This is a genomic window from Nocardia sp. GP40 (genome assembly GCF_050434125.1).
GTDB lineage: Bacteria > Actinomycetota > Actinomycetes > Mycobacteriales > Mycobacteriaceae > Nocardia > Nocardia albiluteola.
In genome coordinates this window covers 87,363-113,654 of the sequence record NZ_JBNPVW010000019.1, presented here as the reverse complement: position 1 = coordinate 113,654, position 26,292 = coordinate 87,363, and the positions used below count along the sequence as shown (strand labels likewise).

The 26,292-nt window shown below is 66.6% G+C and carries 22 protein-coding genes and 3 pseudogenes; 6 read left to right on the top strand and 19 right to left on the bottom strand.

The window, feature by feature from the left end; translation table 11 throughout:
* Positions 1–185: 185 nt before the first annotated feature.
* Positions 186–1,793 carry a LacI family DNA-binding transcriptional regulator gene (locus ABH933_RS39900; protein ID WP_429426973.1) on the bottom strand — a complete coding sequence of 536 codons (1,608 nt, stop codon included), beginning with the start codon at positions 1,791–1,793 and terminating at the stop codon, positions 186–188.
* A 558-nt stretch (positions 1,794–2,351) separates the two neighbouring features.
* Here ABH933_RS39900 and ABH933_RS39895 point away from each other — a divergent pair.
* The gene (locus ABH933_RS39895) at positions 2,352–2,585 is read left to right on the top strand and encodes a hypothetical protein (RefSeq protein ID WP_429426971.1); all 234 of its coding nucleotides are present in this window, start codon (positions 2,352–2,354) and stop codon (positions 2,583–2,585) included.
* Between the two features lie 179 nt (positions 2,586–2,764).
* Here the strand turns inward: ABH933_RS39895 and ABH933_RS39890 are convergent, their stop codons facing one another.
* Positions 2,765–2,944 (bottom strand): YegP family protein, encoded by a 180-nt coding sequence (locus ABH933_RS39890; RefSeq protein ID WP_429426969.1) that lies wholly within the window; start codon positions 2,942–2,944, stop codon positions 2,765–2,767.
* A 189-nt stretch (positions 2,945–3,133) separates the two neighbouring features.
* Between ABH933_RS39890 and ABH933_RS39885 the strand changes: the two are divergent.
* Positions 3,134–3,412: pseudogene (locus ABH933_RS39885) on the top strand (helix-turn-helix domain-containing protein); the annotation flags it as partial.
* A gap of 32 nt (positions 3,413–3,444) precedes the next feature.
* Here the strand turns inward: ABH933_RS39885 and ABH933_RS39880 are convergent.
* The 9 genes and pseudogenes from ABH933_RS39880 to mdlC form a co-directional block, all read right to left on the bottom strand.
* The gene (locus tag ABH933_RS39880; protein ID WP_429426967.1) at positions 3,445–5,799 is read right to left on the bottom strand and encodes a glycoside hydrolase family 65 protein; all 2,355 of its coding nucleotides are present in this window, start codon (positions 5,797–5,799) and stop codon (positions 3,445–3,447) included.
* Complete coding sequence (locus tag ABH933_RS39875; protein ID WP_429426965.1) at positions 5,796–6,539, bottom strand: HAD family hydrolase; 744 nt, start codon at positions 6,537–6,539, stop codon at positions 5,796–5,798. Before ABH933_RS39875 ends, ABH933_RS39880 begins: the two co-directional genes overlap by 4 nt.
* Before the next feature lie 367 nt (positions 6,540–6,906).
* Positions 6,907–7,257 (bottom strand): hypothetical protein, encoded by a 351-nt coding sequence (locus ABH933_RS39870; RefSeq protein WP_429426963.1) that lies wholly within the window; start codon positions 7,255–7,257, stop codon positions 6,907–6,909.
* Positions 7,258–7,420: 163 nt separating this feature from the next.
* Positions 7,421–7,912 carry a hypothetical protein gene (locus tag ABH933_RS39865; RefSeq protein ID WP_429426961.1) on the bottom strand — a complete coding sequence of 164 codons (492 nt, stop codon included), beginning with the start codon at positions 7,910–7,912 and terminating at the stop codon, positions 7,421–7,423.
* 42 nt (positions 7,913–7,954) lie between these two features.
* Positions 7,955–8,614, bottom strand: a complete 660-nt coding sequence (locus ABH933_RS39860; RefSeq protein ID WP_429427038.1) for a thiamine pyrophosphate-dependent enzyme — start codon at positions 8,612–8,614, stop codon at positions 7,955–7,957.
* A gap of 87 nt (positions 8,615–8,701) precedes the next feature.
* Positions 8,702–9,540: pseudogene (locus tag ABH933_RS39855) on the bottom strand (thiamine pyrophosphate-binding protein); the annotation flags it as partial.
* Positions 9,541–9,958: 418 nt separating this feature from the next.
* Positions 9,959–10,375, bottom strand: a complete 417-nt coding sequence (locus tag ABH933_RS39850) for a DoxX family protein (protein ID WP_429426959.1) — start codon at positions 10,373–10,375, stop codon at positions 9,959–9,961.
* Positions 10,376–10,520: 145 nt separating this feature from the next.
* Positions 10,521–11,060, bottom strand: a complete 540-nt coding sequence (locus ABH933_RS39845; RefSeq protein WP_429426957.1) for a cupin domain-containing protein — start codon at positions 11,058–11,060, stop codon at positions 10,521–10,523.
* A gap of 46 nt (positions 11,061–11,106) precedes the next feature.
* Complete coding sequence (gene mdlC / locus ABH933_RS39840) at positions 11,107–12,717, bottom strand: benzoylformate decarboxylase (protein WP_429426955.1); 1,611 nt, start codon at positions 12,715–12,717, stop codon at positions 11,107–11,109.
* 155 nt (positions 12,718–12,872) lie between these two features.
* On the opposite strand from mdlC, the gene ABH933_RS39835 reads away from it, so the two are divergent.
* From ABH933_RS39835 to ABH933_RS39825, 3 genes and pseudogenes are all read left to right on the top strand, one after another.
* Positions 12,873–13,670, top strand: coding sequence for an NADPH-dependent F420 reductase (locus ABH933_RS39835; RefSeq protein WP_429427037.1), 798 nt, complete (start codon positions 12,873–12,875; stop codon positions 13,668–13,670).
* 90 nt (positions 13,671–13,760) lie between these two features.
* A complete protein-coding gene (locus ABH933_RS39830) occupies positions 13,761–14,156 on the top strand; it encodes an NAD(P)H-binding protein (RefSeq protein ID WP_429426953.1) in 396 nt (131 codons plus the stop codon).
* A gap of 116 nt (positions 14,157–14,272) precedes the next feature.
* A pseudogene (locus tag ABH933_RS39825) lies at positions 14,273–14,671 on the top strand (MFS transporter); the annotation flags it as partial.
* A 526-nt stretch (positions 14,672–15,197) separates the two neighbouring features.
* Here ABH933_RS39825 and ABH933_RS39820 read toward each other — a convergent pair.
* The 3 genes from ABH933_RS39820 to ABH933_RS39810 form a co-directional block, all read right to left on the bottom strand.
* Positions 15,198–16,397, bottom strand: a complete 1,200-nt coding sequence (locus ABH933_RS39820) for a DNA polymerase III subunit delta' (protein ID WP_429426951.1) — start codon at positions 16,395–16,397, stop codon at positions 15,198–15,200.
* 88 nt (positions 16,398–16,485) lie between these two features.
* Positions 16,486–19,362: a type I DNA topoisomerase gene (topA, locus tag ABH933_RS39815; RefSeq protein WP_429427035.1), complete on the bottom strand. Its 2,877-nt coding sequence runs from the start codon at positions 19,360–19,362 to the stop codon at positions 16,486–16,488.
* A 302-nt stretch (positions 19,363–19,664) separates the two neighbouring features.
* On the bottom strand, positions 19,665–19,871 hold the full coding sequence (locus ABH933_RS39810) for a cold-shock protein (protein ID WP_011206895.1): 207 nt from the start codon (positions 19,869–19,871) through the stop codon (positions 19,665–19,667).
* 435 nt (positions 19,872–20,306) lie between these two features.
* Between ABH933_RS39810 and ABH933_RS39805 the strand changes: the two genes are divergently transcribed.
* Positions 20,307–22,694 (top strand): DEAD/DEAH box helicase, encoded by a 2,388-nt coding sequence (locus tag ABH933_RS39805; RefSeq protein WP_429426949.1) that lies wholly within the window; start codon positions 20,307–20,309, stop codon positions 22,692–22,694.
* Positions 22,695–23,000: 306 nt separating this feature from the next.
* On the opposite strand, the gene ABH933_RS39800 is transcribed toward ABH933_RS39805, so the two are convergent.
* The 5 genes from ABH933_RS39800 to ABH933_RS39780 form a co-directional block, all read right to left on the bottom strand.
* Positions 23,001–23,369, bottom strand: coding sequence for an Rv3654c family TadE-like protein (locus ABH933_RS39800; RefSeq protein ID WP_308166282.1), 369 nt, complete (start codon positions 23,367–23,369; stop codon positions 23,001–23,003).
* Positions 23,366–23,737 carry a TadE family type IV pilus minor pilin gene (locus tag ABH933_RS39795; protein WP_429427033.1) on the bottom strand — a complete coding sequence of 124 codons (372 nt, stop codon included), beginning with the start codon at positions 23,735–23,737 and terminating at the stop codon, positions 23,366–23,368. The genes ABH933_RS39800 and ABH933_RS39795 overlap by 4 nt, the downstream gene beginning before the upstream one ends.
* A gap of 23 nt (positions 23,738–23,760) precedes the next feature.
* Positions 23,761–23,916: a DUF4244 domain-containing protein gene (locus ABH933_RS39790; RefSeq protein ID WP_429427031.1), complete on the bottom strand. Its 156-nt coding sequence runs from the start codon at positions 23,914–23,916 to the stop codon at positions 23,761–23,763.
* Positions 23,917–24,024: 108 nt separating this feature from the next.
* Positions 24,025–24,615 (bottom strand): type II secretion system F family protein, encoded by a 591-nt coding sequence (locus ABH933_RS39785; protein WP_429426946.1) that lies wholly within the window; start codon positions 24,613–24,615, stop codon positions 24,025–24,027.
* A 561-nt stretch (positions 24,616–25,176) separates the two neighbouring features.
* Positions 25,177–25,968 (bottom strand): type II secretion system F family protein, encoded by a 792-nt coding sequence (locus ABH933_RS39780; protein WP_429427029.1) that lies wholly within the window; start codon positions 25,966–25,968, stop codon positions 25,177–25,179.
* Positions 25,969–26,292: the final 324 nt, after the last annotated feature.

Here is a 26,292-nt window from a genome sequence, read left to right as displayed (position 1 = left end):
TTGCTGAACCGGAGTCGGCAACTCCTGTCGGCGAAGTGAGCCCGTCTGCAGGATGGCTCCACGGTAATGGCTCGTCTTTCGGCCCGGTTGGGCTGGGACGGTGGGTTTTTGGCTGATGCGACGATCATGCCTGAACCGCGCTCGCGGTGATAGGACCGACGGGCAGCGAACTCGTAGGAAGGTGCTTACGCGGCTACCTCCCGACTGTGCTGCAGTTCTTCAGCACGCAGGCGCAGCAGCCTGTTCAGCATCGTAACCGGCGAGGTCGGGCAGAGTTCCAGCCGCCAGTCCAGCGCTTCATGCCACTCGCGAGCCAGGTCGGCCATCAACTTCTTCACCATCACGTCGGTGACCTGGGTGTAACGGCTCTGCACGGTCCAGTCTTCGTGGCCGATCCTTTCGTTGATCAACTTCTGCGGTGTTCCCAGCTCCTCCAACAGAGTCCGGTGAGAGTGCCGATTCCCATGCGGTGTCATACCTTTCGCGATCGGCATCCAGCACGCATCAGCACGAGCATGGGCGTTGCTACCCCGTACCGGAACCCCAGGGAAAGCAGTCGTGCTGACCGGGACTGCCCGGGCCGGCGCGCGCTTTCCTCTCGATGGATACCAGCCCGACACCGCGGGGGTGTACAACCAGGCGTAGAACCCGGACCGTCGCCAGTGCGCGGCTCCTTCTCCGACTATGGGCTTGGTGTATCCCAATTCGCTCGCCGCCCGCAGGACTCGCTGACGACTCAGCTCGGAGACGTTGCGGCAGCCGCGCAGCGCCGCGGACACCGTACTCACGGTCACCCCGGCATGCTCGGCAATATCCCGCTGTGTGATCCCGCTGGCGCTGCCCCGGCTGCGCCGCTTGGCCTGCCCACGGAACACATAGGTATTCCCGTGGCACTGGCAGGGTCGTGGATTGGATTGCGCGATAAACGAATCGAGCATCCGCGACAGAAACTCGGGCAGATCGATGTCACGGTACGACCCACACTTCGGTTCACACTTGATCAGCTTGCCCCCGACCTCGCTCAACTGCCACTCCACACGCAGCCGGCCTCTGGTCACACTCTTGGTTTCCAATCCAATCAGCTCACCGATCCGGATGCCGGTGAAGTACTTCAGGACCATCGCCACGAACTCGTCGTCACGCCCTGACAGCAGCGCCATCCGTTCGGCGATCAACAACGCACCGCGAGTGTCGGTGATCACCTTGCGCGGAGCACGTCGGGACTTGCGACCGACACGACGTCCTCGATTGCGTTTACGCCGTGCCGGGTTGGCCGGGATCTTCTTGGCCTCGACCGCGTCCTCCAGAATCACATGCAGGACAGCATGATAGGAGTTGATGCTATCGGCGCTGTACCCTGCCGCGCGTAGCGATTTCTCCCAATCGGCGACCGTCCGGCGGGCGATGTCCCGTAGCGGCATCGGCCCGAACAGCGGCAGCAGATGACACTGAATGTGACTCTCATAGGCGGCAACCGTGCTGTCGGCCAGATCCTGATCATCCAGCCACTCCTCGACATAGTCCTCGAACCTCAGCTCGCCAGGATCCACTGCCCGCTCGGGCACCGGCGCGACCTCGTAAGTCGCACTACGACTCTCGACAGCCCCCGCAACGGTGATGGACCGGCTGCTCAGTACCCGATGAACGATTTCCTCTTCCTTGCAGGCGGTTTCGGCGAGCTCCTTGGTCGGGTACCGGCGCGGCTTGCCGTTCTCGTCGTAGATCGTCCGGTACTTCCCCGGGCTGGTCTTGAATCTGGCTTCGAAGTACGTGCCGCGATTGATTGCAGGCATTGAGGTAAGCACTCCTGGCGTCATGCGCGCACGTGCGCGGCGAGCGGACGGCGACAACAACATGCCGAAAAGGGCAGCAGTCGTCCCGAATCACACGCTGGTCAAGCCCCCGACGCGACTGCGATGGATACATCGACAGCGCAGATAGCCAGGACAGAATAACCACGTGATCCACTGCCGGGCAACAGTCTTCGCCGACAGCGACTCACACCCCTCGGCACACCCCGCGACACGGTGCACGACACGCCGTGAATACCAACAATTTTCCGTCCAGTACCCATCACCATCGCTGACCAGTAACCAGCGAACCCCGAAACTGGCCGATCGGCTCTACGGCAGCCGGGAAGATCTCGGTTAAAACTTCCCCGCCGAAACCGACCGAATCCGAGCGAAACCCACCGAACCAGACCGACACATCACAGCGACCTCGAACACACTCCGCCCGCCTGACTCGCCGCTGGACTGATATATCTTCGCTGGTAGAACACACAAAACACAGGTCACACTGCTAATCCGGTGCCCGGGGTGAAGGTGTCGCGACGCAATAACCTGAAGAGGGTGGGGTTGACGTGGCTGGAGATCGCCACTCTCGAATTACTGCGTGGTGATTGGGAGACGACTGTCGATGAGGGCTGGTCCGCATTCGCGGGCGCGGTCGGCCAGGCGGTCTCGACCGGCCGGGTGCGATGGCGCACGCTCACCGCTGCAGCCAAAGGTGAGCGCTCCCCGGCTCTGCGCGAGAACATGCAACGGCTTGGCGAGGACCTGCAGGTATCGGGCATGCTGGCCTGATGCCCCCATTGCTGCGTGAGCACCCGGACGAGTTGGCCGCCCTGATCGCCGCGGCCGCAACGCAACTCGGCCTCCGCGCCCGGCATTTCTCCCCGGCACATTAGGGTCCGGACCCGCCCCTGCCTCGGTCCGGCCGATCGATGCGAGGCAGGGCGGCGGGGAGGAATCAGCACAGTGGGTTAGGTCTGGTCGTCGGTCTCGGACACTGGCGCATACTTCATGACCGACTCGATGCCGTTGAGGGCGGCGGTCTTGCTCTCGTAGGCCTGCCCCTGCGCGATGATCTCGCCGTTGCCCGCCTTGAGCCTGAACCGGAATTTGCCGGCGCTGTCCCTGTATAGCTCGAACTTGGCAGCCACGCGATTACCTCGTCTCCACGTCGAACACGGATAATGCTTCGGTCCGAAATCGACTGTAGATCTTCGTGCTGCGGCCAGGACAGACGCCTTCTCGGGACCACCTGCCCCAACTGTCGATATAAAACTGACGGAGATGCTTGACATTCGGATCCCTTGAACCGTAGGGAGATTCGGGTGAGTGAGCCCGTTATGGACCGTGAGGTGCGTCGGCGCCTGGCGGTCCTTCGTCATGTCGAGGAAGTCACCTGCAACGTCGCGATGACCTGTCGGTACTTCGGTATCAGCCGTCCCACCTACTACACGTGGCTGCACCGGTATGAGAGCGGAGGGGTCGACGGCCTGCGCAAGCGGTCGGGCCGGCCGCGGACCAGCCCGACCGCGACCCGCGCCGAGGTCGTCGAGAAGATCATCCACCTGCGCCAGCACTACCACTTCGGACCGGACAAGATCCGCATGTACCTTGCGCGTTACCAAGACGGCCACCTACACCCACTGCCCGATCAGCCGATCTCGCTGCGCGGGTTGGGTTCTCGGCCGGATGGCTGGTGTGGGCGGGGTGCGGAGATCGGCGGCGGGATGGGGTGGGTGACGGTGTCCCCGGGCGCGAGGTCGAAGGGCCTGCGGTGGTGTTCGAGGGTCAGCGGCGAGCCGTCCAGGAGCTCATATCGAGCTTGGCCCGGGGTGATCTCGATGTGGAGCGCGCGGTGACGATAGTGCAGCCGGAAAGCGAGCCGGGACAGTTGGGTGGGCAGGCGCGGTGCGAAGCAGAGTGTGCCCGTGTCGTGACGCATTCCGCCGAATCCGGCGATCAACGCAGTCCAGGAGCTGGCCAGCGCGGCGATGTGCAGGCCGTCGCGGGTGTTGTGCTGTAGGTCCGCCAGATCCAACAGCGCGGTCTCGCGGAGATAGTCGTAGGCCAGCTCGGTGTGCCCGGTTTCGGCGGCGATGACCGCCTGGCAAGGCGCCGACAGGGAGGAGTCGCGGACGGTGATCGCTTCGTAGTAGGCAAAGTTGCGTGCCTTGTCCTCATCGCTGAACGCGGCACCGCACAGATGCATCGCTAGGACGAGATCGGCTTGTTTGACGACCTGTTTGCGGTAGAGGTCGAAGTACGGGAAGTGCAGCATCAGCGGATATCGGTCCGGGCCGGTGGTGTCGAACGACCACACGGCCCGGCGGGTGAAACCGGCGGCCTGCTGGTGAACCTTCAGATCGTCGTCATAGGGCACGGCCATGGCCTCGGCGGCTGCCCGCCACCGCTCGCATTCGCCGTCGTCCACGCCGAGGCGTTCCGCGACCTGGGCGTGACGTCCAGCAACATCGGCGGCGGCGCGCAGGTTCGCCTGAGCCATGAGGTTGGTGTAGACGTTGTCATCGGCGATGGCACTGTATTCGTCCGGCCCGGTGACCCCGTCGATGTGGAAACGGCCGTCGGCGCCGTGATAGCCCAGCGACTCCCATAGTCGGGCGGTTTCGACCAGAAGGTCGGCGCCGACGCCGCATTCGAAGTCGGTGTCGGCCGCGACGCGGACATAGCGGACGACCGCATCGGCGATGGCGGCATTGAGATGGAACGCCGCGATGCCCGCCGGCCAGTACCCGGAGCACTCCGCACCGGCTATCGTGCGCCACGCGAACGCGGCCCCACGCAATCCGAGTTGGGCGGCGCGGGCGCGGGCCTCGGGTAACGTGCTGTGCCGCCACCGCAGCACATCTTGCGCGGCGCGCGGTGTGGTGTGGGTGATCAGCGGCAACACGAAAGTCTCTGTGTCCCAGAAGCTGTGGCCGTCGTATCCGGGGCCGGTGAGCCCCTTGGCGGGCACGCCGCGCTCCTCGACGCGAGCACCGGACTGCAGCACCTGGAACAACCCGAACCGCACCGCCTGCTGCAACTGTGGATCACCCTCGACCTCGACATCGGTCCGCGACCAGAACTCATCTAGGTATCCACGCTGATCCTCGACCAGTCCGGACCATCCACTGTCCTCGGCAGCCGCCAACGCCGCATCGACCTGATCGCGGACAGCCGGCAGTGAGCGGTGCCCCGACCAGCCGTAGGCCACCGTCTTGTCCACGCGCAACCGCTGCCCGGCAGCCAGCACGCAGGTCAGGGTGAGACGCGCCAGGTCCGGATCCGATTCGACAGACGTGGTGGTGTGCACGGGAGCGTGGATGTGGTGGTGGGCAGCCACTCCGACGCGCAGTCCACTGACGCGGGTGCGATGTATCAGCCGCAGGCGGCTACCGTGCGCGTGGTCCTCCTCGGCCAGCAACGGCGCCTCCAGCGCTGCGGCCACACGCGGATCGCCGCTGGTCGCGGGCACCGGTTCATTGGCGACCAGTTCGGACTGGACCACCACCCGCGCCGTCCCGTCGATGGGTTCGACCTCGTAACGGATACCCCCCACCGCTCGTTGGGTCAGGGAGACCAGCCGGATGGCGCGGATACGAACCCGCCTCCCCGCCGGCGAGGTCCAATCCACCTCACGCGACAACAGCCCGGTGCGCAGATCCAGGATTCGCTGGTGTGCGTGCAGGTGCCCATAACGCAGGTCGAACGGTTCGTCGTCGACCAGCAGCCGGATGATCTTGCCGTTGGTGACGTTCACGATCGACTGATCCGATTCCGGATAGCCGTACCCGGCTTCGGCATACGGCAGCGGACGCAACTCGTAGTAGCCGTTGAGGTAGCTGCCCGGCATGCCGTGCGGTTCGCCTTCGTCGAGATTTCCACGCCAGCCGAGGTGCCCGTTGGACAAGGCGAACACCGATTCACTCTGCGCCAGCACATCCAGCTGCAGCCGCGTCTCCCGCACTCGCCACGGTTCGCACACGAAGGCCGGATCCGTGATCATGGCACGACCTCCAGCAACTGGCTCAGCTCGGTCACTACGACATCGGCGCCATGAGCACGCAACGCCTCGGCCTGGTCCACCCGGTCGACGCCGACGACGTAGCCGAACCCGCCCGAGCGCCCGGCGTCCATTCCTGCCAACGCGTCTTCGAAGACAGCCGCGTCGGCCGCCTGCACACCCAGCGCCCGCGCGGCGGCCAGGTAGGTGCCGGGGTGCGGTTTACCGGCCAGATGATCTCGCGCAGCGACGATTCCGTCGATGCGCACCTCGAACAGGTCAGCTATCCCGGCCGCCGACAGTACCTGTGCGCAATGCACACTCGAGGACACCACCGCGCGATGCAGACCCGCCGCGCGGACCGCTCGCACGAACCGCACCGACTCCGGGTAGGCATGCACACCGTCCTCGGCCAGCAGGCGCAGGAAAATCGCATCTTTGCGCGCGGCCAGCGCATACGCGGTTCGCGCGTCCGGTGGATCGCCGGGCCCACCGTCGGCCAGCGTGATCCCGCGGGAAGCCAGGAAAGTGCGCACACCGTCCTCACGGGGACGGCCGTCGACGTAGGTGTCGTAATCAGCGACCGCATCGAAGGGGCGCTGCGGTTCGGTCTCCTGCGCGAGCAGTGGATCGAAGGCCTGCTTCCACGCGGCGGCGTGCACGGTCGCGGTGCGGGTCAGCACCCCGTCGAGATCGAACAGGCACGCGGTAGTCGTCGAGGGCAACGAAATCCGATCCGGCATCGGGGCCTCCGGCCTCTCTTCGAGTACGCCCGGTCAGCCGGGCGGTGGGATCGTGCCGTGGATGCGGCCCTACCACGATGGCGGCCTCGAGTAGATCGCGCATTGCTGCTCGAGGCGCGCCTTCCCAATGTTCAGCAAGCGGCGTACCGGCGAACCTCTCGAGCATCGCGCGGGACAGCACCAGCACAGAACTGCGCGGCCGGTGATTCACCACAAGGCGCTGGGCTTTCCCTGCGGCATTGAAGACGACCAGAACGATGACAGAGAGCGGCATCCCCGGTTACGTCATCGGCGAGGTTGTCCAGCCACGCCGGATAGTAAGGCTTTCCCATATAGGTCGATGCCATGTCGCTCTTCCTATCTCCTCTTATGGGGTGCCTTCCCAGTACTTCGCGTGCGGGGTCCCGGAGAATGTCTCCAGCATCACGCGGGAAAACTGCAGCATCGCGCGGCGCGGCCGGTGATTCACTACCACGTGCTGGGTCTGCCCGCCGGCGTTGAAGCTGACCAGCACGACAACGTAGGTAGGCATGCCACGAATCGAGCTGGAGTAGTCCTCGAGGAAACCGTTTTCGCCGCACGGGTCGGCATAATTGAATTCCTGGTGCTCATACTGTTCGCGGGCTTTCGCCAAGATGAGTCCGACGTCGTCGGCGCCGCAGGCAGTGCCGTCCATCGCCGCAGCCTCGAGGGTGACATCGTCGGCCAGGTTGTCCAACCACAGCGGGTATTAGGGATTTCCCATATACGTCATCCGGTACCTCCTCGCATTGCCATTTCGTCGACCTCGGCGACAACGCGCTGGTTCATAACCAGCTTGTAGTCCTTCCCGGACCAGCATCCGAGAGGTCTGGGTGACTCATCGACGAAGGGTGGTGTCGTCAGGAATGCGAATCGTGCGGGCCCTGAGCCAGGTTGGTCGATGGCCCGCCGGCATTGCGGGCTTCGATGGCGTGGATGGTCTTGACGAGCTCTTTGTCCAGGACGCTTTTGCCGACGGTGCCTATCACCGCCCCGAGTACGTGTCCTGTGAAGTTCTTGCCGTCGCGGACCACGACGGCATCGACTTCGGTGGTCCCGTCGGGCAGCGGTGTGAGTGTGTAGGTGTGGCCGGATGCGCCGCCCCACATGTTGGAGTCGGTGGTCGTCATCACGATGTGGTGCGGGTCGGTCCAGTCGTAGCGCAGGCGCTCCCAGATGCGGCCCGACCCTTCGGTGACATCGGCGTGGGTGGAGTCCCGCCCGTGTACGCGGAGGTACTCGTCGGTGCTGTTGCCGAACAATTGCGACCGACCCGGACCGAAGTCGGTGAGGGCGGCGAGGAACTGCTCCGGTGTCGAGGTGGTTGTGTGCGTGAGGTGGATGGTGGACATCGTGTACTCCCTGAGTCGAGTTCGGGCCGTTGTCGTTCCCGGTCACGTGGGCCGGAGCTGGGCGCCTTCCTGGTGTTGTGGGCCGCGAGGCCCGTAGTCCAGTTCGGCGCCTCTGTTGCTGCTGGCGGTGACCGGCGCGGGGGAATCGAAGCGATCCATGATCGACTCGACGAAGATCAGCCGGTCATTGGGTGCGGCCAGGGCGTCGCGCAGGTCCGCCGGAGTCTGGGCGACGAACGTGCGTGCCGTCGTGTCGGGGCGGAGCACCCTGGGCAGGTCCGCGTAGGCCCAGGTGGCGATGTCGTTGTAGGACTCGCTCTTGCCGAGGTAGCCGCGCTCGATGGTGTATCCCCCGTTGTTGATCAGGAAGATCACCGGTTTGTGGTCGTGTCGCAGGATGGTCGAGAGTTCCTGCGCGGTCAGCTGGAACGAGCCGTCACCGACGAACAGCAGGTGTCGCCGGTCCGGTGCTGCGGTCAGCGTCCCGAGCAGGGCCGCGACCGAGTAGCCGATCGACCCCCAGTTGACCGATCCCACAAAGGTGCAGCCCGGCGGCAGCTGCAGGCCGAACAGGGCGTACGAAGTGCCGTTGTCGACCAGCAGCACATCCCCGGGCCGGATGTAGTTCTGGATGGCCTGCCAGTACCCGGCCTGAGTCAGCTCGGCCGAGTTGTCGATCGGGGCGGCGGGCGCGGTTTCCATGGGTCGGGGTGCGGCGTGGGTGGCGCTGTCACCGGCTGGAGGCACTGCATCGATGACGCCGCGAAGAACTTCCGCGAGCGTGACTGCCTGGTAGTTGGCATCGCCGACGTCGACCGAGTGTCCCCGCAGGTGGATCGTGTCGAAGGGCAATGCGAACGTGAAGTCGCCCGTAGTCACTTCGATCGGCCGGTAGCCGACGCAGATCAGGCAGTCGCTGGTTTCCATCGCGTCGAGAGTCTGCTGCGCACTGGCCTTGCCGTTGTAGACGCCGACGTAATACGGGAACGTCTCGTCGATCACGGCCTTCGCAGTGCTGCTCACCGCGACCGGAATATGCATCTTCCCGGCCAGTTCCATGACCTCGGCGGCGACACCGAACCGGTCCACGTCCAGATCCACCAGAATTGCCGGTGAGGTGGCGGCGGACAGGTGATCCGCGACAGCGGTAATGCACGACACCAACCGTTCGGGGTCGCTGGACGGTTGTTCGAGCACCAGCGGCTCGGCCGGAACCTCGATATCGAGATAGGCGATGTCGGAGGGCAACTCCATGTACACCGGCAGCTTCTCCCGCCACGCGGTGAGGATCAGCCTGTCGATCTCGATAGTCGCGTTGGTGGGGGTCAGCCTGGCCTGCGCAGCGGTAACCTGCGCGAAGGCGCCGAGGAACCGGTCCCAGGTTCCGTCGGCCATCGTGTGGTGCATCCCCAGGCCGCGGTCGATGGACCGCAGCGGAATCGATCCACAGATGCAGACCACGGGAACGTGCTCCGCGTAGCAGCCGGCAACCCCATTGATCGCACTCATCGCACCCACGGCTCCTCGAGTTGTTGGAGCAACTCGAGGTTGTAATCACCGGGAACGCCGAACAAGTGACTGATCCCAGCCTCCGCCAGACGGCGCAACAGAAACTCGCCGATCGTCATCCGCCGAGCCTCACGCATGGACATCGTGTGCTCCTGTTCGAATCGTCGACGATGACGTCACGGTCTTCTCGAACCCGCCGATCCTGCCGAACCGCCCACGCCGTGCTCGATGGATCACGACCTTTCCCTTCGCATCGAAGGCGTTCGGCCCATCGGCTGGAACGTGCGGTTCGATCGACGCCCCTCGGTCGGAGACGACTCCCACACTTCGCAGGCCGTTCACACCGGCAAACATTGCCCGCGGGGGCGCATATTCGCCAGTAACAAGTGGTTTCGATAGCTGAACCAGAGTCAGAATTCTACAGCTAACTCTTCGCACACGCGTAAGTATGAGGGTCGAGTGCTCTTGTCCGGCCGAATCACAGTGGTGGCCCCTGAAACCCGAGCCGCCGCCGGACCTGCCCGGGCTACACGCGGCTCAGATGTGGAACAGCGGTCCGGTGAGGGTCAGCCCGAGGTCGGCACCGAGGTGCGAGAAGAACGCGAACAGCATCAGGGCAGCGCCCGCCAGCCCGATGTCCTTGTTGAAGTTGATCATCTCCTGCTGCTTGACCTGTGGATCGGATTCCTTCCAGAAGGCATGCATGAGCAGGGCGGCCGGGACGAGGAATACGACCAGCAGCAGCGAGCCCAGATCGGCCCACACACCCAACAGCACGCTCAGTCCACCCGCGAGCAGGAGCACACCGGAGGCCAGAACCGACAACTCGGGAACAGGGACTCCCTTGTATCCGGCGTATTCCGCCATCTGCTTGCGCTGGGTGAAGTGCCCGAACGCGGAGCCGAGGAACAGTGCGGCGAACACGATGCGTCCGATGAGTACCACGACGTTCATGATTGCGCTCCTTACTGTTTTATCCGACCGGTCATCATCGCCATACCCGCGAATCCACCCATGTCACCGAATAGGATCGTCTGCTCCAGCAGAACGAAGATGGCGATCGCCGCGGTCCACGGGCACAATCCGGGCTACACCCGCGCTATTCCGTGCCGGTGTGGTGGCGAGTGATCACGACCGGTTTGACCTCGTTCGGGATCTGGTCGAACGCCGATACCGGAACGCCGAACGATGCGGCGAGTACCGCCCGCGGCAGGCTGTTGAGTGTGCCCACGATCCCGATATCGTCTTCGGGTTCCCGGGTGCTGGTGTTGAATACCACCAGGACATCCAGACCGTCTGTCTCACTGGGATTTTCAAAGTAGTGAAAGAATCCCTGCGGGGCGAACACCAGGTCGTGTTCGCCGACCTCGAACAGGTCGTTGTGGTAGCTGCCGTCCGGGTGCGGACCGAGCATGGCCCATCGGGCCTGTCCGGAGATGACGAAGTTCAGCTCCCACGCCGAGGGATGCCAGTGCGGTTCGCGGATCCCGCCGGGCTCGAGGTGGATCAGATAGACCGATCCCTTCTGATTTCGCAGGACCGGAAAGTTCTGCTCGTGTACGCCCCGCAGTTCGCCGCCGTCGAATCTGTCCGGCTCGGACTCGGAGAAATGGAAAACATACGGGTGATCGGCCGTCATGCCAGGCCCCCTGAATGTCGATGCCGCATGCGGAATTCTCGATCGGTCACAGTGTGGTCTTCTCCGGTTGGGTGGTCACCACGATGACGGTGGTGGCGCCGGATTCCAGCGCGAGCCGGAACTCCTTCTCGAGGTCTCCGGCGGAGGTGACGTCGACGGCGTGGCAGCCCAATCCTCGTGCCACCGAAGCGATATCGAGGCCGGGCAGGTCCAGCCCGGGTACGCCCGGCGTCTGTTCCAGATCGGCGAAGGATTTGAGGATGGAGTACTCGTGATTGCGCATCACGACGTACACGATCGGCACATCGTGTTGTACCGCCGTCCACAGCGACTGGACCGAGTACTGGAACGAGCCGTCCCCGATCAGGCCGATCACCGGACGCGAGACACCACGGTCACGGTCGCCCAGCGCGACCCCGACCGCCGCCGGAGCGGCCCAGCCGATACCGCCGCTGGCAGTGGCGAACATCGAATCCGGCTCCACGGTGGGCAGCCACTCGGCGTGCTGGGTCATGGTCGAGGTGGACTCGTTCACGAACACAGCATGTTCGGGACGGACCTCACTCAGCGCCGCGTACACCTCGTCAGGAGTCAGCGTCCTGTTCGACGTCTCCGGCAGACTCCGGCGGCGCGACATCGGCTTGGGCATCTCACGGCCTCCCCCGTCGCCGACCAGTCCGGTGAGAAGCTCGATCGACAGCCGCGCATCACCGAGGAGGCTGTCACCGACGCGGGCGGCCGCGGCAACTGTCGGGTCGTCGGTGATCTGCAGCAATTCGGTTCCGGCAGAAAGGATCTCGCCGGGTACGTACGGATAGTAGCGGAAGACCTCGGCCCCGATCACCACGACGAGATCGTGTCCGGCCAGGCGCTCGCCGATGGCCTTGACCGACATGCCGACCGAGCCCTGGAACAACGGGTGGTCCTCGGGGAAGGCGGCACGATCCGGCAGCGGAGGTGCGTACACCGCGGCCCGCATTTTCTCCGCCAGCGCGACCCCGGCGTCCCACCCGCGGGCACGGTCCACATCCGGCCCGAGAATCAGCGCCGGCCGCCGGCTCGCGGTGATGCGCTCGGCGAAGATCCGCAGCCGCTCCAGGTCGGGCGCATACCTCGTACTGACATCCCGCACCACCGCAGGGCCTTCCAACGGCTGATCCCAGTCATCGAGCGGAACGGACAGGAACACCGGCCCGGCCGGAGGCTGCACGGCCATCGCATAGGCACGCATGAACGCCTCGGGCACGGCCTCGGCACGCGCGGGCTCGTAGGACCACTTCACCCACGGCCGCGGCATCGCCACCGCATCGCGGTTACTCAGGTACGGGTCACCGATCAACAGTTCGCGATGCTGCTGACCAGCCATGACAATCAACGGCGTATGCCCGTGATAGGCCGCGACCAGATTGCCGATGCTGTTGCCCAGCCCCGCCGAGGAGTGCAGGTTCACCAGCGCCGGACGCCGCGTGGTCTGGGCGAAGGCATCCGCCATGGCGATGACGGATGCCTCCTGCAACCCCAGAACGTAGGTGAAGTCATCCGGGAAGTTCTTGAGAAACGTCTCTTCGGTCGACCCCGGATTACCGAAGATCGTGGTCATGCGTAGCGACCTCAGCAAATCGTAAGTGACGCTCTGCACGGACGATTTCACGGTCATGATGATCAGTCACTCCTTCGCCAGTTGGCGCCGGCGATCGAGCCAGAAGTGTCCGTGTGCGCACGGGAATGATGCCAACGACCTTGTCGGCCAGGAATGCCACACAATCCACTACAGACTGCCGACTGCGGGGTGTAGCGCTATGACGAAGATCGATAGTACCCACTCGGAGCACAATTCTGAACAGCATCAGCCACCTACAGCAACCATTCAGCGACTGTTCCGCGCACCTCGCGGCGCAACAGCTACCATCGGCGAGGACGCGCCGCGCAATCCCATGGCGACGGTCCGGCAACGGCTCGAGACGTGATTCGATGCGGACAGAGGAGTCGGTTTCCATGCTCGATAACACCATCGGCATTCTCGGGGCGGGAAATATCGGTCAGGCGGTCGCGGACAAGGCGGTCCGTCATGGCCATGAGGTACTCATCGGCAACAGCCGGGGCCCGCAGACGCTCCGGGCCGTGGTGCGGCAGTTGGGGCCGAAGGCTCACGCGGTCACAGCTCAGGAAGCGGCGCAGCCGGATCTCGTATTCCTCGCGGTACCGTTCTTCGCCGTGCCGGATCTGACCGGGCTGACCGATTGGGCCGGGAAGATCGTCGTCGACACGACAAATCAGTTCGCCACGGCTAATCCCTGGCAGGGCCGCTACGACGTGGGCGACCGCACGGGCAGCGAGTGGGTCGCCGAACACCTTGCCGGAGCGCGGATCGTGAAAGCGTTCAACACGTTGTTCGCCGCGTTCATCGCCGCGGACCCCCGGCATGCCGAGGGGCGGCAGGTGGTCTTCTACGCGGGCGACGATGCCGACGCGAAAGCCGAAGTGGCCGCGCTGCTGGGCGAATTCGGGTTCGCCGCGCTGGATCTCGGTGGTCTGCGGGCAGGCGGACAGCTGATGCAGTTGGACGGTCCGCTCAACGCGAAGCACTTCCTGCTGCAGGATGTCGGTTGACGCCCCTGATCCTCCCGGTCGACTCGGCCGGTCGTGACGTGCCTGCCCAGATGCGCTTCCGAAACTGCTCTCCGAAAACAAGGAGTTCCGATGACCACGACTGGGACGTACCTCATCACCGGCGCTGCCGGCGGCGTCGGCAGTGTCAGCACACGGGTGGTGCGGCAAGTGCTGGGCCGTGGCGAAGTGGTGCGAGCATTGGTGCATCGCCAGGACTCGCGTGCGGACGCGCTGCGCGAGTCGGGTGCCGAGGTGATCGTCGGTGACCTCACCGATCCGCTGGATGTCGGGTCGGCGCTGTTCGGTATCTCGCGGGTGTTCTTCAACATGAGCGTCTCGGCGGAGTATCTGGAAGCGGCGGCACTGATGTGCCTGGCCGCGAAGGAACTGGACGGTTTGGAAGTGTTGGTGAACATGTCGCAGATGACGGTCTCGCAGATGAGCACAACCAGCGTCGGGGAATCTCGCCAGCAGCGCTTGCACTGACTGGCCGAGCACGTGGTCGACTGCAACCGAGACAACGAGTTCGGCCTTCGTGGCGTAGGTGTGCCGGTATCGGATTCGCCGCCCTGCCGAAGCCCGGCGGCTCGATTCCGGCGTTCCTCGCGATCGGTGTCGTTGCGAGCCTTTCCAACTCGTGCATCTGGGCACCCTTGGCCTCGACCGCCACACGCGATCTACCGATCCAGCAGGCCGGCGCGGGAGCGGGGGTCTACAACACCACCCGGCCGCTGGGCAGCGCGGCGATCAGCGCGCTGATCTCCAATCGGATTGCCGCACAACATCTGTACGGCAGGTTCGCCGAGGAGGGCTCCGGCATGGGGAAGCTCCCGTCGTTCGTCGTGCACCCGTTCGGTACCGCGCTGAGCCAGTCGATGTACCTGCCCGCCGCCATCCTGCTCATCGGCGTGATCGCCTCAGCCTTGTTCGTCCGGGGCGGCAGGGCTACTCCGGGCGCGCTTGCCGAGACCGACCGTGTGCCGTTGGAGCCGGAGCGCTGAATTCCCCTGCAGCCGTGACAATTCGGCGGCGGCTGGCTCAGCGCCGATCCGCCGCTGTGGAGGCGGGCCATCGGTAGGCCGCCCCGGGATGGTCAGGTGCCAGGAAAGCTGCCCTGCCGCCGAGCTTTTCGCGCAGAGTCGTCGGTTCGTTCCGGTCCGGGACCCTGCCGCGGCGGCGCAGTTCGGGGACGACGAGGCGCGGCTACCTCGACGTTGACATCCTGGGCCCCACCGCAATTCGGTACGAACTCGACCGAGCCGTGGAGGCCACCAGCGGACCTTGGCGGCGACCATGCCGGCATTCGGAACATGCAGAAGGTGAGCAAGCCCGCGGCCATAGCCGCTACGGCGAAGCGCAGCTCGACGTTGATGCCCAGGGCCTCGCGGTCATGCAACTACGACCGTGATCGAGCAGAACCCGGTCGCGAGGTCCTCTGGCGACCTCACAAGTAGTGCAGTACCACCGCGATCGAGCAGAGCGGACCTCCGGCGACCCCTGAGTGCCGAGGCCCGGCCCCACCGACATTCAGAAGGATCGCGCGGCGATCAGGCCCGCAACCATCGCGGCGACGGCGAAGCGCGGCTTGACGTTGGTGTCCAGGGCCTCGCGGCAGTGCAGGACGGCCTCGATCGAGCGGAGCAGGCCCTCGGGGCGAACCTCGCTGGCGAGGGTGCGGATTTCCTTGCGCTGGTCGGGGTGGGTCAAGGTGACCGAGTCGGCGGGCGTGCCGAGGCCGACGGTCAGGGCGTCGCGGTAGAAGCCGGCGACGTCGATCAGGGCGCGGTCGAGCGCGTCGCGGCTGGTGCGGGTGGCGCGGGACTTCTGGCGGCGCTCGAGATCCTTGAGCACGCCCGCCGAGCCGCGGGTGGCCGAGGCGGTGCCCTTGCCGGTTCCACCGGCACCGAGGGCCGTGGCAAGCTCCTCGCGCTCACGCTCGTCGCGGGTCGCGCTGAGCTGCTTGGCCTCCTCCTCCGCGGACTTCACCAGTTCATCCGCCGCGGCGTAGGCCACGGCCGGGCGCGCGGTGGCCGAGACCAGCGCCAGGGCCCGGGTGCGCCTGGTCCGTGCCTCCGCGTCGGTGGCCAGCCGGCGCGCGCGGCCGACGTGACCACCGCTCACCGAGGCGGCCCAGGAGGCGGTCTCGGCATCGAGCCCGTCGCGCTCGCGCAGCACCTGGGCGATGGCCTCGACGGACGGGGTGACCAGGTGCATGTGCCGGCACCGGGACCGCAGGGTCACCGAGATGTCCTCCGGGTCGACCGACGGCGCACACAGCAGGAATACCGTCCGCTCGGGCGGCTCCTCCACCACCTTGAGCAGCACATTGCCCGCCGCCTCGGTCAACCGGTCGGCGTCCTCGATCAACACCACCTGCCAGCGGCCGGTGCTGGGGCGGCGGGCGGCGACCTGCACGATCTCGCGCATCTCCTTGGTGCCGATGCTCAGGCCCTCCGGGATCACCCGCCGGACATCGCCGTGTGTACCCGCCATCGTGGTGGTGCAGGCGTGGCATCGACCGCAGCCGGGCGTGCCCGGATCGGTGCACTGCAGCGCAGCCGCAAAGCACAGTGCCGCAATGGATCTGCCGGAGCCCGGCGGCCCGGTGAACAGCCACGAGTGTGTCATCGCCGATGAGGAGACCCCGCTGCGCGCGGCGACCGCGGCAGCGGTCAGTTCGGACTCGACCGCATTCTGGCCGACCAGCCGATCGAAGACACCCGCCACGACACACACCCTAGCCGCCGCCACCGACAGAGCCGGAAGAGCTCCGGTCGGGGAGCCGTCACGCCGAGAGGACAGCGCCACGACTCGGCTACGACTTGGTCGTGGTCGCCTTCTTCGCCGGGGCCTTCTTGGCCACCGTCTTCTTGGCCACCGTCTTCTTGGCCACCGTCTTCTTCGCGGTCGCCTTGGCCGCGGTCTTGGTGGCGGTCGCCTTGGCCGCGGTGGTCTTCTTCGCCGCGGTCTTCTTCGCGGTCTTCTTGGCCGCCTTCTTCACCGGCGCCTTGGCGCGACGATCGGCCAGCAGCTCCGAGGCCCGCTCGTCGGTGATCGACTCGACTTCATCGCCCTTGCGCAGGCTGGCGTTGGTCTCGCCGTCGGTGACGTAGGGCCCGAACCGGCCGTCCTTGATCACCATCGGCTTACCCGTGGCCGAGTCGTTGCCGAGTTCCCGCAGCGGCGCCGTACTCGCGGCCTGACGGCCCCGGCGCTTGGGCTCGGCGTACAGCTTCAGCGCCTCGTCCAGGGTCACCGTGAACAACTGATCCTCGGTGGCCAGCGACCGGGAATCGTTGCCCTTCTTCAGATATGGGCCGTACCGGCCGTTCTGCGCGGTGATCTCCTCGCCGGATTCGGGATCGTTGCCGACCACGCGCGGCAGCGACAACAGCTGCAGCGCCTCCGCGAGGGTGACCGTGGCCGGGTCCATGAATTTGAACAGCGATCCGGTGCGCGCCTTCGGCGCTTCGGCCTTCTTCGCGCCCTTCTTGGGCTCGTCCTCGTCTGGGGATTTCGGCAGCACCTCGGTGACGTAAGGCCCGAATCGGCCCTCCTTCGCCACGATTCGGTGTCCGGTCTCGGGGTCGACGCCGAGCGTCCGGCCCTCCTGCGGTGTGGCGAACAGCTTTTCGGCCACCTCGAGGGTCAGCTCGTCCGGAGCCAGTTCATCCAGCAGGTTGGCCCGCTGCGAAATCAGCTCGCCATCGGGATCGTCCGGATTGATCACCATGCGTTCCAGGTACGGCCCGAACTTCCCGACCCGGACCACGACGTCGCGGCCCTCATCGTCGGCGAACAGCCTGATCGAGTTCACCGACCGGGCATCGATGTCGTCCATCTGACCGTCGACCATCTTCTTCAGGCCGCCGCTGCGCGCGACCGACGCCTCGGCGCCGTGATCGCCGCCGAAATAGAAGCTGGACAACCAGTTTCCGCGCTGCTCACGCCCGCCGGCGATGGCGTCGAGATCGTCCTCCATGGCCGCGGTGAAGTCGAGATCGACCAGTCGGCCGAAGTACGCCTCCAGCAGGCCGATCACCGCGAAGGACACCCACGACGGCACCAGCGCGCTGCCGCGCTTGTACACATAGCCGCGTTCTCGTCCGCGTTCCTTGGTGATCGTGTTGATGATCGAGGCGTAGGTGGACGGGCGCCCGATGCCCAGCTCTTCCATGGCCTTGACCAGCGAGGCTTCGGTGTATCGCGCCGGCGGATTGGTGGAGTGTCCGTCGGGCGTCAGCTCGGCCGCGGCGACGCCCTGGCCCTCGGTGAGCGCCGGCAGCCGCGACTCGGCGTCGTCGGACTGGCCACCGGATTCCTCGTCGACGCTCTCCACATACGCCTTGAGGAAGCCCGGGAAGGTGATGGTGCGGCCGGAGGTGGAGAAGACACACTGCTCGCCGGTGCCGGCGCGGCCGGTGATCCGCACGGTCATCGTGGTGCCGCGCGCGTCGGCCATCTGCGAGGCGACGGTGCGTTGCCAGATCAGCTCGTAGAGCCGGAACTCGTCCTGATCGAGCCGGGCATGCAGCTGGCCTGGGGTGGTGAAGGTGTCACCCGAGGGACGGATCGCCTCGTGCGCCTCCTGTGCGTTCTTGACCTTGCGGTTGTACTGGCGCGGCGTGGGCGAGACGTACTCGGTGCCGTAGAGCTGGGTGGCCTGTGCACGGGCTGCCGCGATCGCCGACTCCGACAGCGTGGTCGAGTCGGTTCGCATGTAGGTGATGTAGCCGTTCTCGTACAGCCGCTGCGCCACACTCATGGTGCGCTCGGAGGTGAACCGCAGCTTTCGCGCCGCCTCCTGCTGCAGCGTCGAGGTCATGAACGGCGCGTAGGGCTTGCGCGTGTAAGGCTTGGACTCGACGGAGCTGACCTGGAAGTCCGCCCCCTCGAGCGCATCGGCCAGACGGCGGGCGTGGCCCTCGTCCAGCACTACGACACCGTTCGCCGTCTTGAGCTGTCCATCGGAGCCGAAGTCGCGTCCACTTGCCACCCGGGCACCGTCGAGGTTGACCAGGCGGGCACCGAAGGTGCGCGGGTTGGCCGCGTCGGCACCTGCGGCGCCGGTTTCCGCGTCGAACTTGGCCGCGATGTCCCAGTACTCGGCGGAGCGGAACGCCATGCGCTCGCGCTCCCGCTGGACAATCATGCGGACGGCGACCGACTGCACCCGGCCCGCCGAAAGGTTCCGCATGACCTTTTTCCACAGCACCGGGCTGACCTCGTAGCCCACGAGCCGGTCCAGAATGCGCCTGGTCTCCTGCGCGTCGACCAGGTCGTTGTCCAGCTCGCGGGTGTCCGCGGCGGCCGCCCTAATGGCCGATTCGGTGATCTCGTGGAAGACCATTCGCCGGACCGGCACCTTGGGCTTGAGCGTCTCGAGCAGGTGCCAGGCGATGGCCTCGCCCTCGCGGTCGGGGTCGGTGGCCAGGTAGAGCTCGTCGGCGTCCTTGAGCAGACTCTTGAGCTCGGACACCTTGGTCCGCTTGTCCGAGTTGACGATGTAGATGGGCTTGAAGTCGTGGTCGACGTCGACACCGAGGCGCCGGGCAGCGCCGGTGTACTCGGCGGGCACCTCGGCCGCCTTGGCGGGAAGGTCGCGGATATGGCCCACCGATGCCTCGACCACATACCCGTGACCGAGGTATGGGGCGATCTTGCGGGCCTTGGTCGGTGACTCGACGATCACGAGACGACGCAACGGGCGGCCCGTATCGGCCCCCGCCTCGCTCTTCGGCGTTGCACCGCGGTCTCGTGTTGCCACCGGCGAACACACCTTTCCTGTCGACCCGCACGACTCAGCTCGGCTGAGCCCCCTGCCAGAAACGTTTATACCCTGGGTAGGGCTCACCCCCACGCGTGCGGCGAGCGCCTACCGGCGTTTCGATGGCCCCATATCGTGGTCGAGTGTACTTGCCAGGAGAAACAGCTCGTCCCTCACCGCGTGGGCGGTGAGGGACGAGCTATCGGTTTTGGCTGGGGGTTGCGTGCTCAGCTGAGCGCGCGAACACCGGTGGCCTGGGGGCCTTTGGTGCCCTGACCAACCTCGAATTCGACCTTCTGGTTCTCCTCGAGGGTGCGGAAGCCCGAACCCTGGATCTCGGAGTAGTGGACGAAGACGTCAGCGGAGCCGTCCTCGGGCGCGATGAAGCCGAACCCCTTCTCCGCGTTGAACCACTTCACAGTTCCCTGTGCCATTCTGTTCCTTCTCTTTCCATACCGGAACGGCGGACAAGGTAGGTTCGTCCACCGGGTCCGTTCCGACCGTTGTACTCTGTTCCCCCTGCAGGAAGCACCAAGCACACCGTTCGCAACATCGATCCTGCTGATGGTTTGGACCTTTGATCCGTTCCCTCGAACACAGAAGCTTGCGACCAGGAACCAGTGAACCATGTCTTCGAGCAATTCAACAGTCGGGTTACCGACAATTTGCAAAAAAGATGATCTTGCGAATGTGCAGGTACGGGGCACAATGGCCAAATCCGTACTCGAGGTAGGTTTGCCGCTCGATAACCGAGCGGATGTCCGGCAAACGGGCTGTGACGCAGATCGCTACTCGGTAGTGAAATGGCAGGTCGGCCCCGTGCAACACACACCTTTCACACTTCTGCCGCGTGTCGCGGTCTCGACGCGATGAATCCGGCGGACCTCACGGCCCCCGGATCGCCCGGCGCCGAAACGAGCTACGGTCGATCGTTGCTGAATCGTGTCCAAATCGGGCTTCCCGATAGTTCGGCTCGTTTATCGCACGTCACCGAGCTACCCGCGCGGGCGGCCCAGGTCACGACCTGGCCATCCTGGACATCACCGGAATTGATCGCCGCGTTTCGCTCGCAGGGAATCGAGGCGCCCTGGGTGCATCAGACCCGGACCGCCGAACTCGCCGCGGCAGGCAAACACGTCGTGGTGTGCACCGGAACGGCCTCCGGTAAATCGCTCGGCTATCAACTGCCCGTGCTGACCGCGCTGCAACAGGATCCGCGCGCGACCGCCCTCTATATATCCCCCACCAAGGCCCTGGGTGCGGATCAGCTGCGGGCGACCGGCGCGCTCACCCACGAGGGACCGCTGGGCGGTATCCATCCCGCGGCCTACGACGGCGACACCCCCGCCGAGATCCGCCAGTGGGTGCGGGCCAATGGACGGTGGGTCTTCACCAATCCCGACATGCTGCACGTGGGCATCCTGCGCTCGCACCAGCGGTGGGCCCGGCTGTTGCGGCGGCTGCGCTATGTCGTCGTCGACGAATGCCACGCCTACCGCGGGATATTCGGCTCGCACGTGGCGCTGGTGCTGCGGCGGTTGCGCCGGCTGGCCGCGCAGTACGGCGCCGATCCGGTGTTCATCCTGTGCTCGGCCACCACCGCCGACCCGGCCGCCGCGGCGTCGCGGCTGATCGGCGCGCCCTGCGAGGCGATCACCGAGGACGGGTCGCCGCACGGCGCGCGGACCGTGGCGCTGTGGGAGCCGGCGCTGCTGACCACCGTCACCGGCGAGAACGGCGCACCGGTGCGGCGCGCCGCCACCGCCGAGGCGGCCCGGATCATGACGGACCTGGTGGTCGAGGGCGCCCGGACGCTCACCTTCGTCAGGTCCCGGCGTGCGGCCGAGGTCGTCGCGATGGAGACCCGCCGGATGCTCGCGGAGGTGGACCCCGGGCTCGGCGCCCGGGTGGCCGCCTACCGGGCCGGATACCTCGCAGAGGACCGGCGCGAGCTGGAATCGGCGCTGTCCGACGGCTCGCTGCTCGGCGCCGCGACCACCAACGCACTCGAGCTCGGCGTCGATATCGCCGGGCTCGACGCCGTCGTCATCGCGGGGTTTCCCGGGACGGTCGCCTCCTTCTGGCAGCAGGCGGGCCGGGCCGGGCGCCGCACACAGGGCTCCCTGGTGATGCTGGTGGCGCGGGACGATCCGTTGGACACCTATCTGGTGCATCACCCCCGGGCACTGCTGGGCCGCCCGGTGGAGGCGACGATCACCGACCCGGGCAATCCCTATGTCCTGGGACCGCATCTGTTGTGCGCGGCCACGGAAAGTCCGCTGACCGATGCCGAGGTGCACGAGTTCGGGGCCGCCGAAGTGCTCGCCGAACTCGCCGACCAGGGCCTGATCCGGCGGCGGGTGCCCGCGAAGGGTCCCGCGCGCTGGCATGTGACGGCCGCGGCCCAGCCGCACGACGCGGTCGACGTGCGGGGCGGGATCGGCACGACGATCGCCATCGTCGACGAGGAGACGGGCCGGCTGCTCGGCACCACCGACGCGGGCCGTGCCCCTGCGACCCTGCATCCGGGCGCGGTGCATCTGCACCAGGGCGAGACCTACGTGGTCGACGAGCTGGACCTCGAGGGCGGCGTGGCCTTCGTGCACGCCGATCAGCCGGGCTGGACCACCAGCGCGCGGGCGCTCACCTCGATCTCGATCGACGAGATGAGCACCGAGCGACCGCACGGCGCGGTGACCGCCGCCCTCGCCCGCGTACGGGTGACCCGCCAGGTCGTGGGCTATTTGCGGACCCTCCCCACCGGCGAGGTCTTGGACATGGTCGACCTCGAGCTGCCCGAGCAGACGCTTCCCACCCGTGCGGTGCTCTATACGGTGACACCCGCGCTGCTGGCCCGCGCCGGTATCGACGCCCGGCGCGCGCCGGGTGCCCTGCACGCCGCCGAGCATGCCGCGATCGGGATGCTGCCGCTGGTCGCGAGCTGCGATCGCTGGGACATCGGCGGGGTGTCCACGGCCGACCATCCCGATACCGGGCTGCCCACGGTCTTCGTCTACGACGGCCATGCCGGGGGCGCAGGCTTCGCCGAACGCGGGTTCGCGCGGCTGCGCACCTGGTTGACAGCCACCCGGGCAGTCATCGAATCGTGTGGGTGCCCGGGCGGGTGCCCGTCGTGTGTGCAGTCACCCAAGTGCGGCAACGGCAACCATCCACTGGACAAGGCCGGCGCCGCGGCCCTGCTCGGGGCGGTGGTGGCCGAGCTGCCCGATGATGACGAGGGCGAGTCCGGACCGTGACGCCGTAGTCATCGCGAGGAGATCGGGCCGCGACAGTGGCCCGGCAGCTCGGGTGTGACGGGCCGTGCGATGGGCATCACGTTCTGCGCACCCGCTGCATTAATAAAGCGGAAAGCGCTCTTGTTAACTGTCGCGTTGCCCCTTAGCTCTTAGCTGCCGCTCAGGAATCACGTCAATGACACTTCAACAATCAATTGGAATTCGACTGATCAGAATATTCCGTATCGCATTTAGCGAATCTCCCATCCGTCGCGGGATGCGCTGTGTCTACCGTCACGCATTCTTTAAATACCAACCGATCAGTCTTCAATCGTCCGTCCGGGTATCCCCGGGACCCGCTCGTGCGGTCGCGCCGACAGCCCGTCTACCGAATGGTCCGAACGACGCGGTGATCTCGGCAACCACCGTCACATCCCAGTCCGCGACCGTGCAGGCCGGCACCCGGGCACCCATCCGCCGTCCGATGTCCCGGGCCTGCGCGCAGGCGTCACCGGACCCGGTCGACAGGGCGCCCGCAGCCGCCAGCGCACCGAGATCCGCGGCCGCCTGCGCCCGGTGCCGCGCGACGATCACCGCGCCGACCTGGCCGATCAGCACCGTCACGGCGAGTAGCGCGGTCAGCGCCAGACACGCCGCCACGGTCGCCGCACCACGCTCGTCTCGCCACCCCATCATTCGGACTCCCCGGGCTCCCGAGCCGCGACCGCCTCAGCATGCAATCGCAGCAACGGCAACAGTGGCACCCGCGCGGACACGACGGCGATCACACGGTCCCCGGCGGCGCGAATCGAGACGGTCGCGCCGGGCGGGGCGACCCGCAGCGCCGCGGGCTGCGCATCGCCGTTCGCGCCGCGGGCGGCGAGCCGGGCCGCCTCGCGAGCGGCGTCGACACACCGCACCTGCGCCACCGCCGCCAGCAGCGCACCCAGACACAGCACCACCACCACGATCAGGGCCGCCAGCGCAATCGCCGCCTCCACGGTCACCGCGCCCCGCTCGCCGGAGCCACGCCGCGGAGCGTAAACCCGTGTGGCGACGCGCATCCGGCGACCGGCGCGCTGGCGACTCATACCGAGGTCTTCAGCGCCTTGTCGATGATCCTGGTCAACGCATTCACAATCGAGTCGCCGGTCACCACCGTGTACAAGACCGCCCCGAACGCCGCCGCCGCGATCGTGCCGATCGCGTACTCCGCGGTGCTCATCCCGTCGTCGGCGAGCATCGCCCCCAGCAGGCGGGCCCGTACTTCCAGCACCGCCGATCGAACTGCCAACCGCACCGTTCTCCCCTTCCTCTCGCCCCGGCGCGGCCGATCCGCACCGGACATCTCTCACAACCCACCGTCCAGCACCCGCGTGGCCAGACCGATGACGACAGGCACGATGCCCAGGCACACGAAGGCGGGCAGAAAGCACAGCCCGAGCGGCCCACCGATCAACACCGCGGCCCGCTCCGCCCGAGCCGCGGCGGCGTCGGCCGCGCCATCGCGGCATTGCCCCGCAAGCTCCGCCACCGCCCCGGCCAGCGCGGCCCCCGAACGCGCCGACCGCCCCGCCAGCCGGGCCAGCGCCTCCACATCGGCGGATCCGGACGCCCGGGCAGCCCGCCGCCACGCAACCGGTGGATCGGCGCCCAGCGCCAGCAGATCCGCTGCCCGGCACAGCGCCGCACCGAGCGCCGCCGGAGCCACTGGCGCCGCCGCACGCGCGGCCCCAGCAACCGGCAGCCCCGCCCGCAAGCACGCGGCCAGCAGATCCAGCGCGGACGCAATCGCATACGGATCAGCCCCCACCGCCCGCACCCGCTCCCGCGAAACCCGCTGCCGCCCACCGAATACCGCCATCCGCCGCGCCCCCGCGGAGATATCGCCCGGCACGAGCAACAGCGCAATCGCCAGCAGTACCAACGCACCCTCGCTCACCGGATCCCTCCAGCCCACACGAGTAGGCGTGACGACACGGCCACACCTACCTCGCCGACCACCTCGGCACCGACTTGCGGAGTGCGATCCCCCTGGACGACACAGCCACACCCACCTCTCCAATCGCTGCTGGGGTGAGTGCACAGCTCGGCACAACATCCCGGGAACACGACAAGATCGAGATCCGACTGCCGACCTGGCTGTCCGACCGCACAAAACCCACCGACCGCGCGCAACGTCGGCCCGCAAGGCTCTGCACTTCTCCGCCGGGACGCAATGAGCCCGGTGCTCCACGAATCCTGCGGCGGCACAGCCACACCCACCTTGCCGAACGCTCCCGAGGTAGGCGGGCGAAGTTCCGCCCGACGCCTGGAGAACGCGTCCTCGCCGGGATCTCGTGATGACCCGTTCATGACGACTCCGGTGCCGTGATCGCATCTGTCCACGGCAGGCCCAGGGGATCAGGGTTTGTGCCCGCGGGGAGCACGAGCGTGCCCACGCGACGCTGTGTCCAACGAATGGAGGACACACCGCAGCCAGTGGCGGCCCGTGACAGCCCTCTCATGACGACACCGGTGCGGTGATCGCATCTGTCCACAGCAAGCCGAGGGAGATCAGGGCCGTGCCTACCGGGAGCAGGACTGCGCCCGCGCCGCGGCTCAGTAGGACGTGTAGCGGGGCCGCACCCATCAGCTGGCCGAGGGCGAGTCCGAGCAGCGGCAGGGTCGAGAGCACGACGGCGCTGGCGCGGGCGCCGGCGAGTGCCGCGGCGGTGCGCTCACGAAAACGTATGCGGCCGAGTAGATCCGCGCGGGCTGCGGTGAGCAATTCGGCGAGAGCTAGCCCGTGCCGGTCCGCCACCTGCCAGGCGTCGGCGATCCGGGACAGTTCGGCGGAGATGATCGTCCCGGGGGCGCGTAGTCCGGCGGCGGCGGAGCCACCGAGCCTGCTGCGAGCGGAACTCATCGCAAATGCGCGCGCCGCGATGCCCTCGATCTCCCCGGAGGCCACCGCCGCGGCCGCACTCGGATGCGCACCAACCCGCAGCTCCCCGATCACCGTCTCCAGCCCCTCGAGCAGCGCACCGCATTCGACTGCGCGGAGCCGAACCGCACGCGCACGCCGCACGCGCACCCCGACCGTCACCACCATGAGCAAGACCGCGACCAGCACCCCCGGCCCCAGCACGGCCGATGCGGCGACACCGATCCCGAGGCCAACCCGAAATATGGAACGCCACAGTATTTTTCGCGGGCGATCCAGGTCGCCGAGCACCGCAAGACAACGCCGCCGGACTCCAGCCTGCGGCCAGGCCAACAACGCGGCCGCCAAACACCCCACGACCACACTCATATCCGCACTTCTCATACCGAGCTCCCGGACACCGCCCGGGCACGAACGACCCGGCGGCGGTCGACCCGCGCGCCCACACCGGACTCATTCCACGATTTCGGTTGTTCCATCGGCTGTTTCATCGAATATTCCGATCGCCGAACAGTCGGCGCAGCACCTCGGCAGCCGGACAGGCCGCGGTGTCAACACGAGACTCATTCCACGATTTCGGTTGTTCCATCGACTGTTTCATCGAATATTCCGTTCCTCGAGCAGTCGATGCAGTGCCCCGGCGGTCCGGCAGGCTGCAGCGTCGGCACGAGACTCATGCCGCGACTTCAGCTG

Bases quoted from the DNA above. Each gene is read 5' to 3' on its own strand.
- ABH933_RS39900 (WP_429426973.1), bottom strand. From the start codon at position 1,793: ATGCCTGCAATCAATCGCGGCACGTACTTCGAAGCCAGATTCAAGACC.
- ABH933_RS39880 (WP_429426967.1), bottom strand. From the start codon at position 5,799: ATGATCACGGATCCGGCCTTCGTGTGCGAACCGTGGCGAGTGCGGGAG.
- ABH933_RS39875 (WP_429426965.1), bottom strand. From the start codon at position 6,539: ATGCCGGATCGGATTTCGTTGCCCTCGACGACTACCGCGTGCCTGTTC.
- ABH933_RS39865 (WP_429426961.1), bottom strand. From the start codon at position 7,912: ATGTCCACCATCCACCTCACGCACACAACCACCTCGACACCGGAGCAG.
- ABH933_RS39860 (WP_429427038.1), bottom strand. From the start codon at position 8,614: ATGGAAACCGCGCCCGCCGCCCCGATCGACAACTCGGCCGAGCTGACT.
- ABH933_RS39850 (WP_429426959.1), bottom strand. From the start codon at position 10,375: ATGAACGTCGTGGTACTCATCGGACGCATCGTGTTCGCCGCACTGTTC.
- ABH933_RS39845 (WP_429426957.1), bottom strand. From the start codon at position 11,060: ATGACGGCCGATCACCCGTATGTTTTCCATTTCTCCGAGTCCGAGCCG.
- mdlC (WP_429426955.1), bottom strand. From the start codon at position 12,717: ATGACCGTGAAATCGTCCGTGCAGAGCGTCACTTACGATTTGCTGAGG.
- ABH933_RS39830 (WP_429426953.1), top strand. From the start codon at position 13,761: ATGACCACGACTGGGACGTACCTCATCACCGGCGCTGCCGGCGGCGTC.
- ABH933_RS39810 (WP_011206895.1), bottom strand. From the start codon at position 19,871: ATGGCACAGGGAACTGTGAAGTGGTTCAACGCGGAGAAGGGGTTCGGC.
- ABH933_RS39805 (WP_429426949.1), top strand. From the start codon at position 20,307: ATGAATCCGGCGGACCTCACGGCCCCCGGATCGCCCGGCGCCGAAACG.
- ABH933_RS39800 (WP_308166282.1), bottom strand. From the start codon at position 23,369: ATGATGGGGTGGCGAGACGAGCGTGGTGCGGCGACCGTGGCGGCGTGT.
- ABH933_RS39795 (WP_429427033.1), bottom strand. From the start codon at position 23,737: ATGCGCGTCGCCACACGGGTTTACGCTCCGCGGCGTGGCTCCGGCGAG.
- ABH933_RS39790 (WP_429427031.1), bottom strand. From the start codon at position 23,916: ATGCTCGCCGACGACGGGATGAGCACCGCGGAGTACGCGATCGGCACG.
- ABH933_RS39780 (WP_429427029.1), bottom strand. From the start codon at position 25,968: ATGAGTGTGGTCGTGGGGTGTTTGGCGGCCGCGTTGTTGGCCTGGCCG.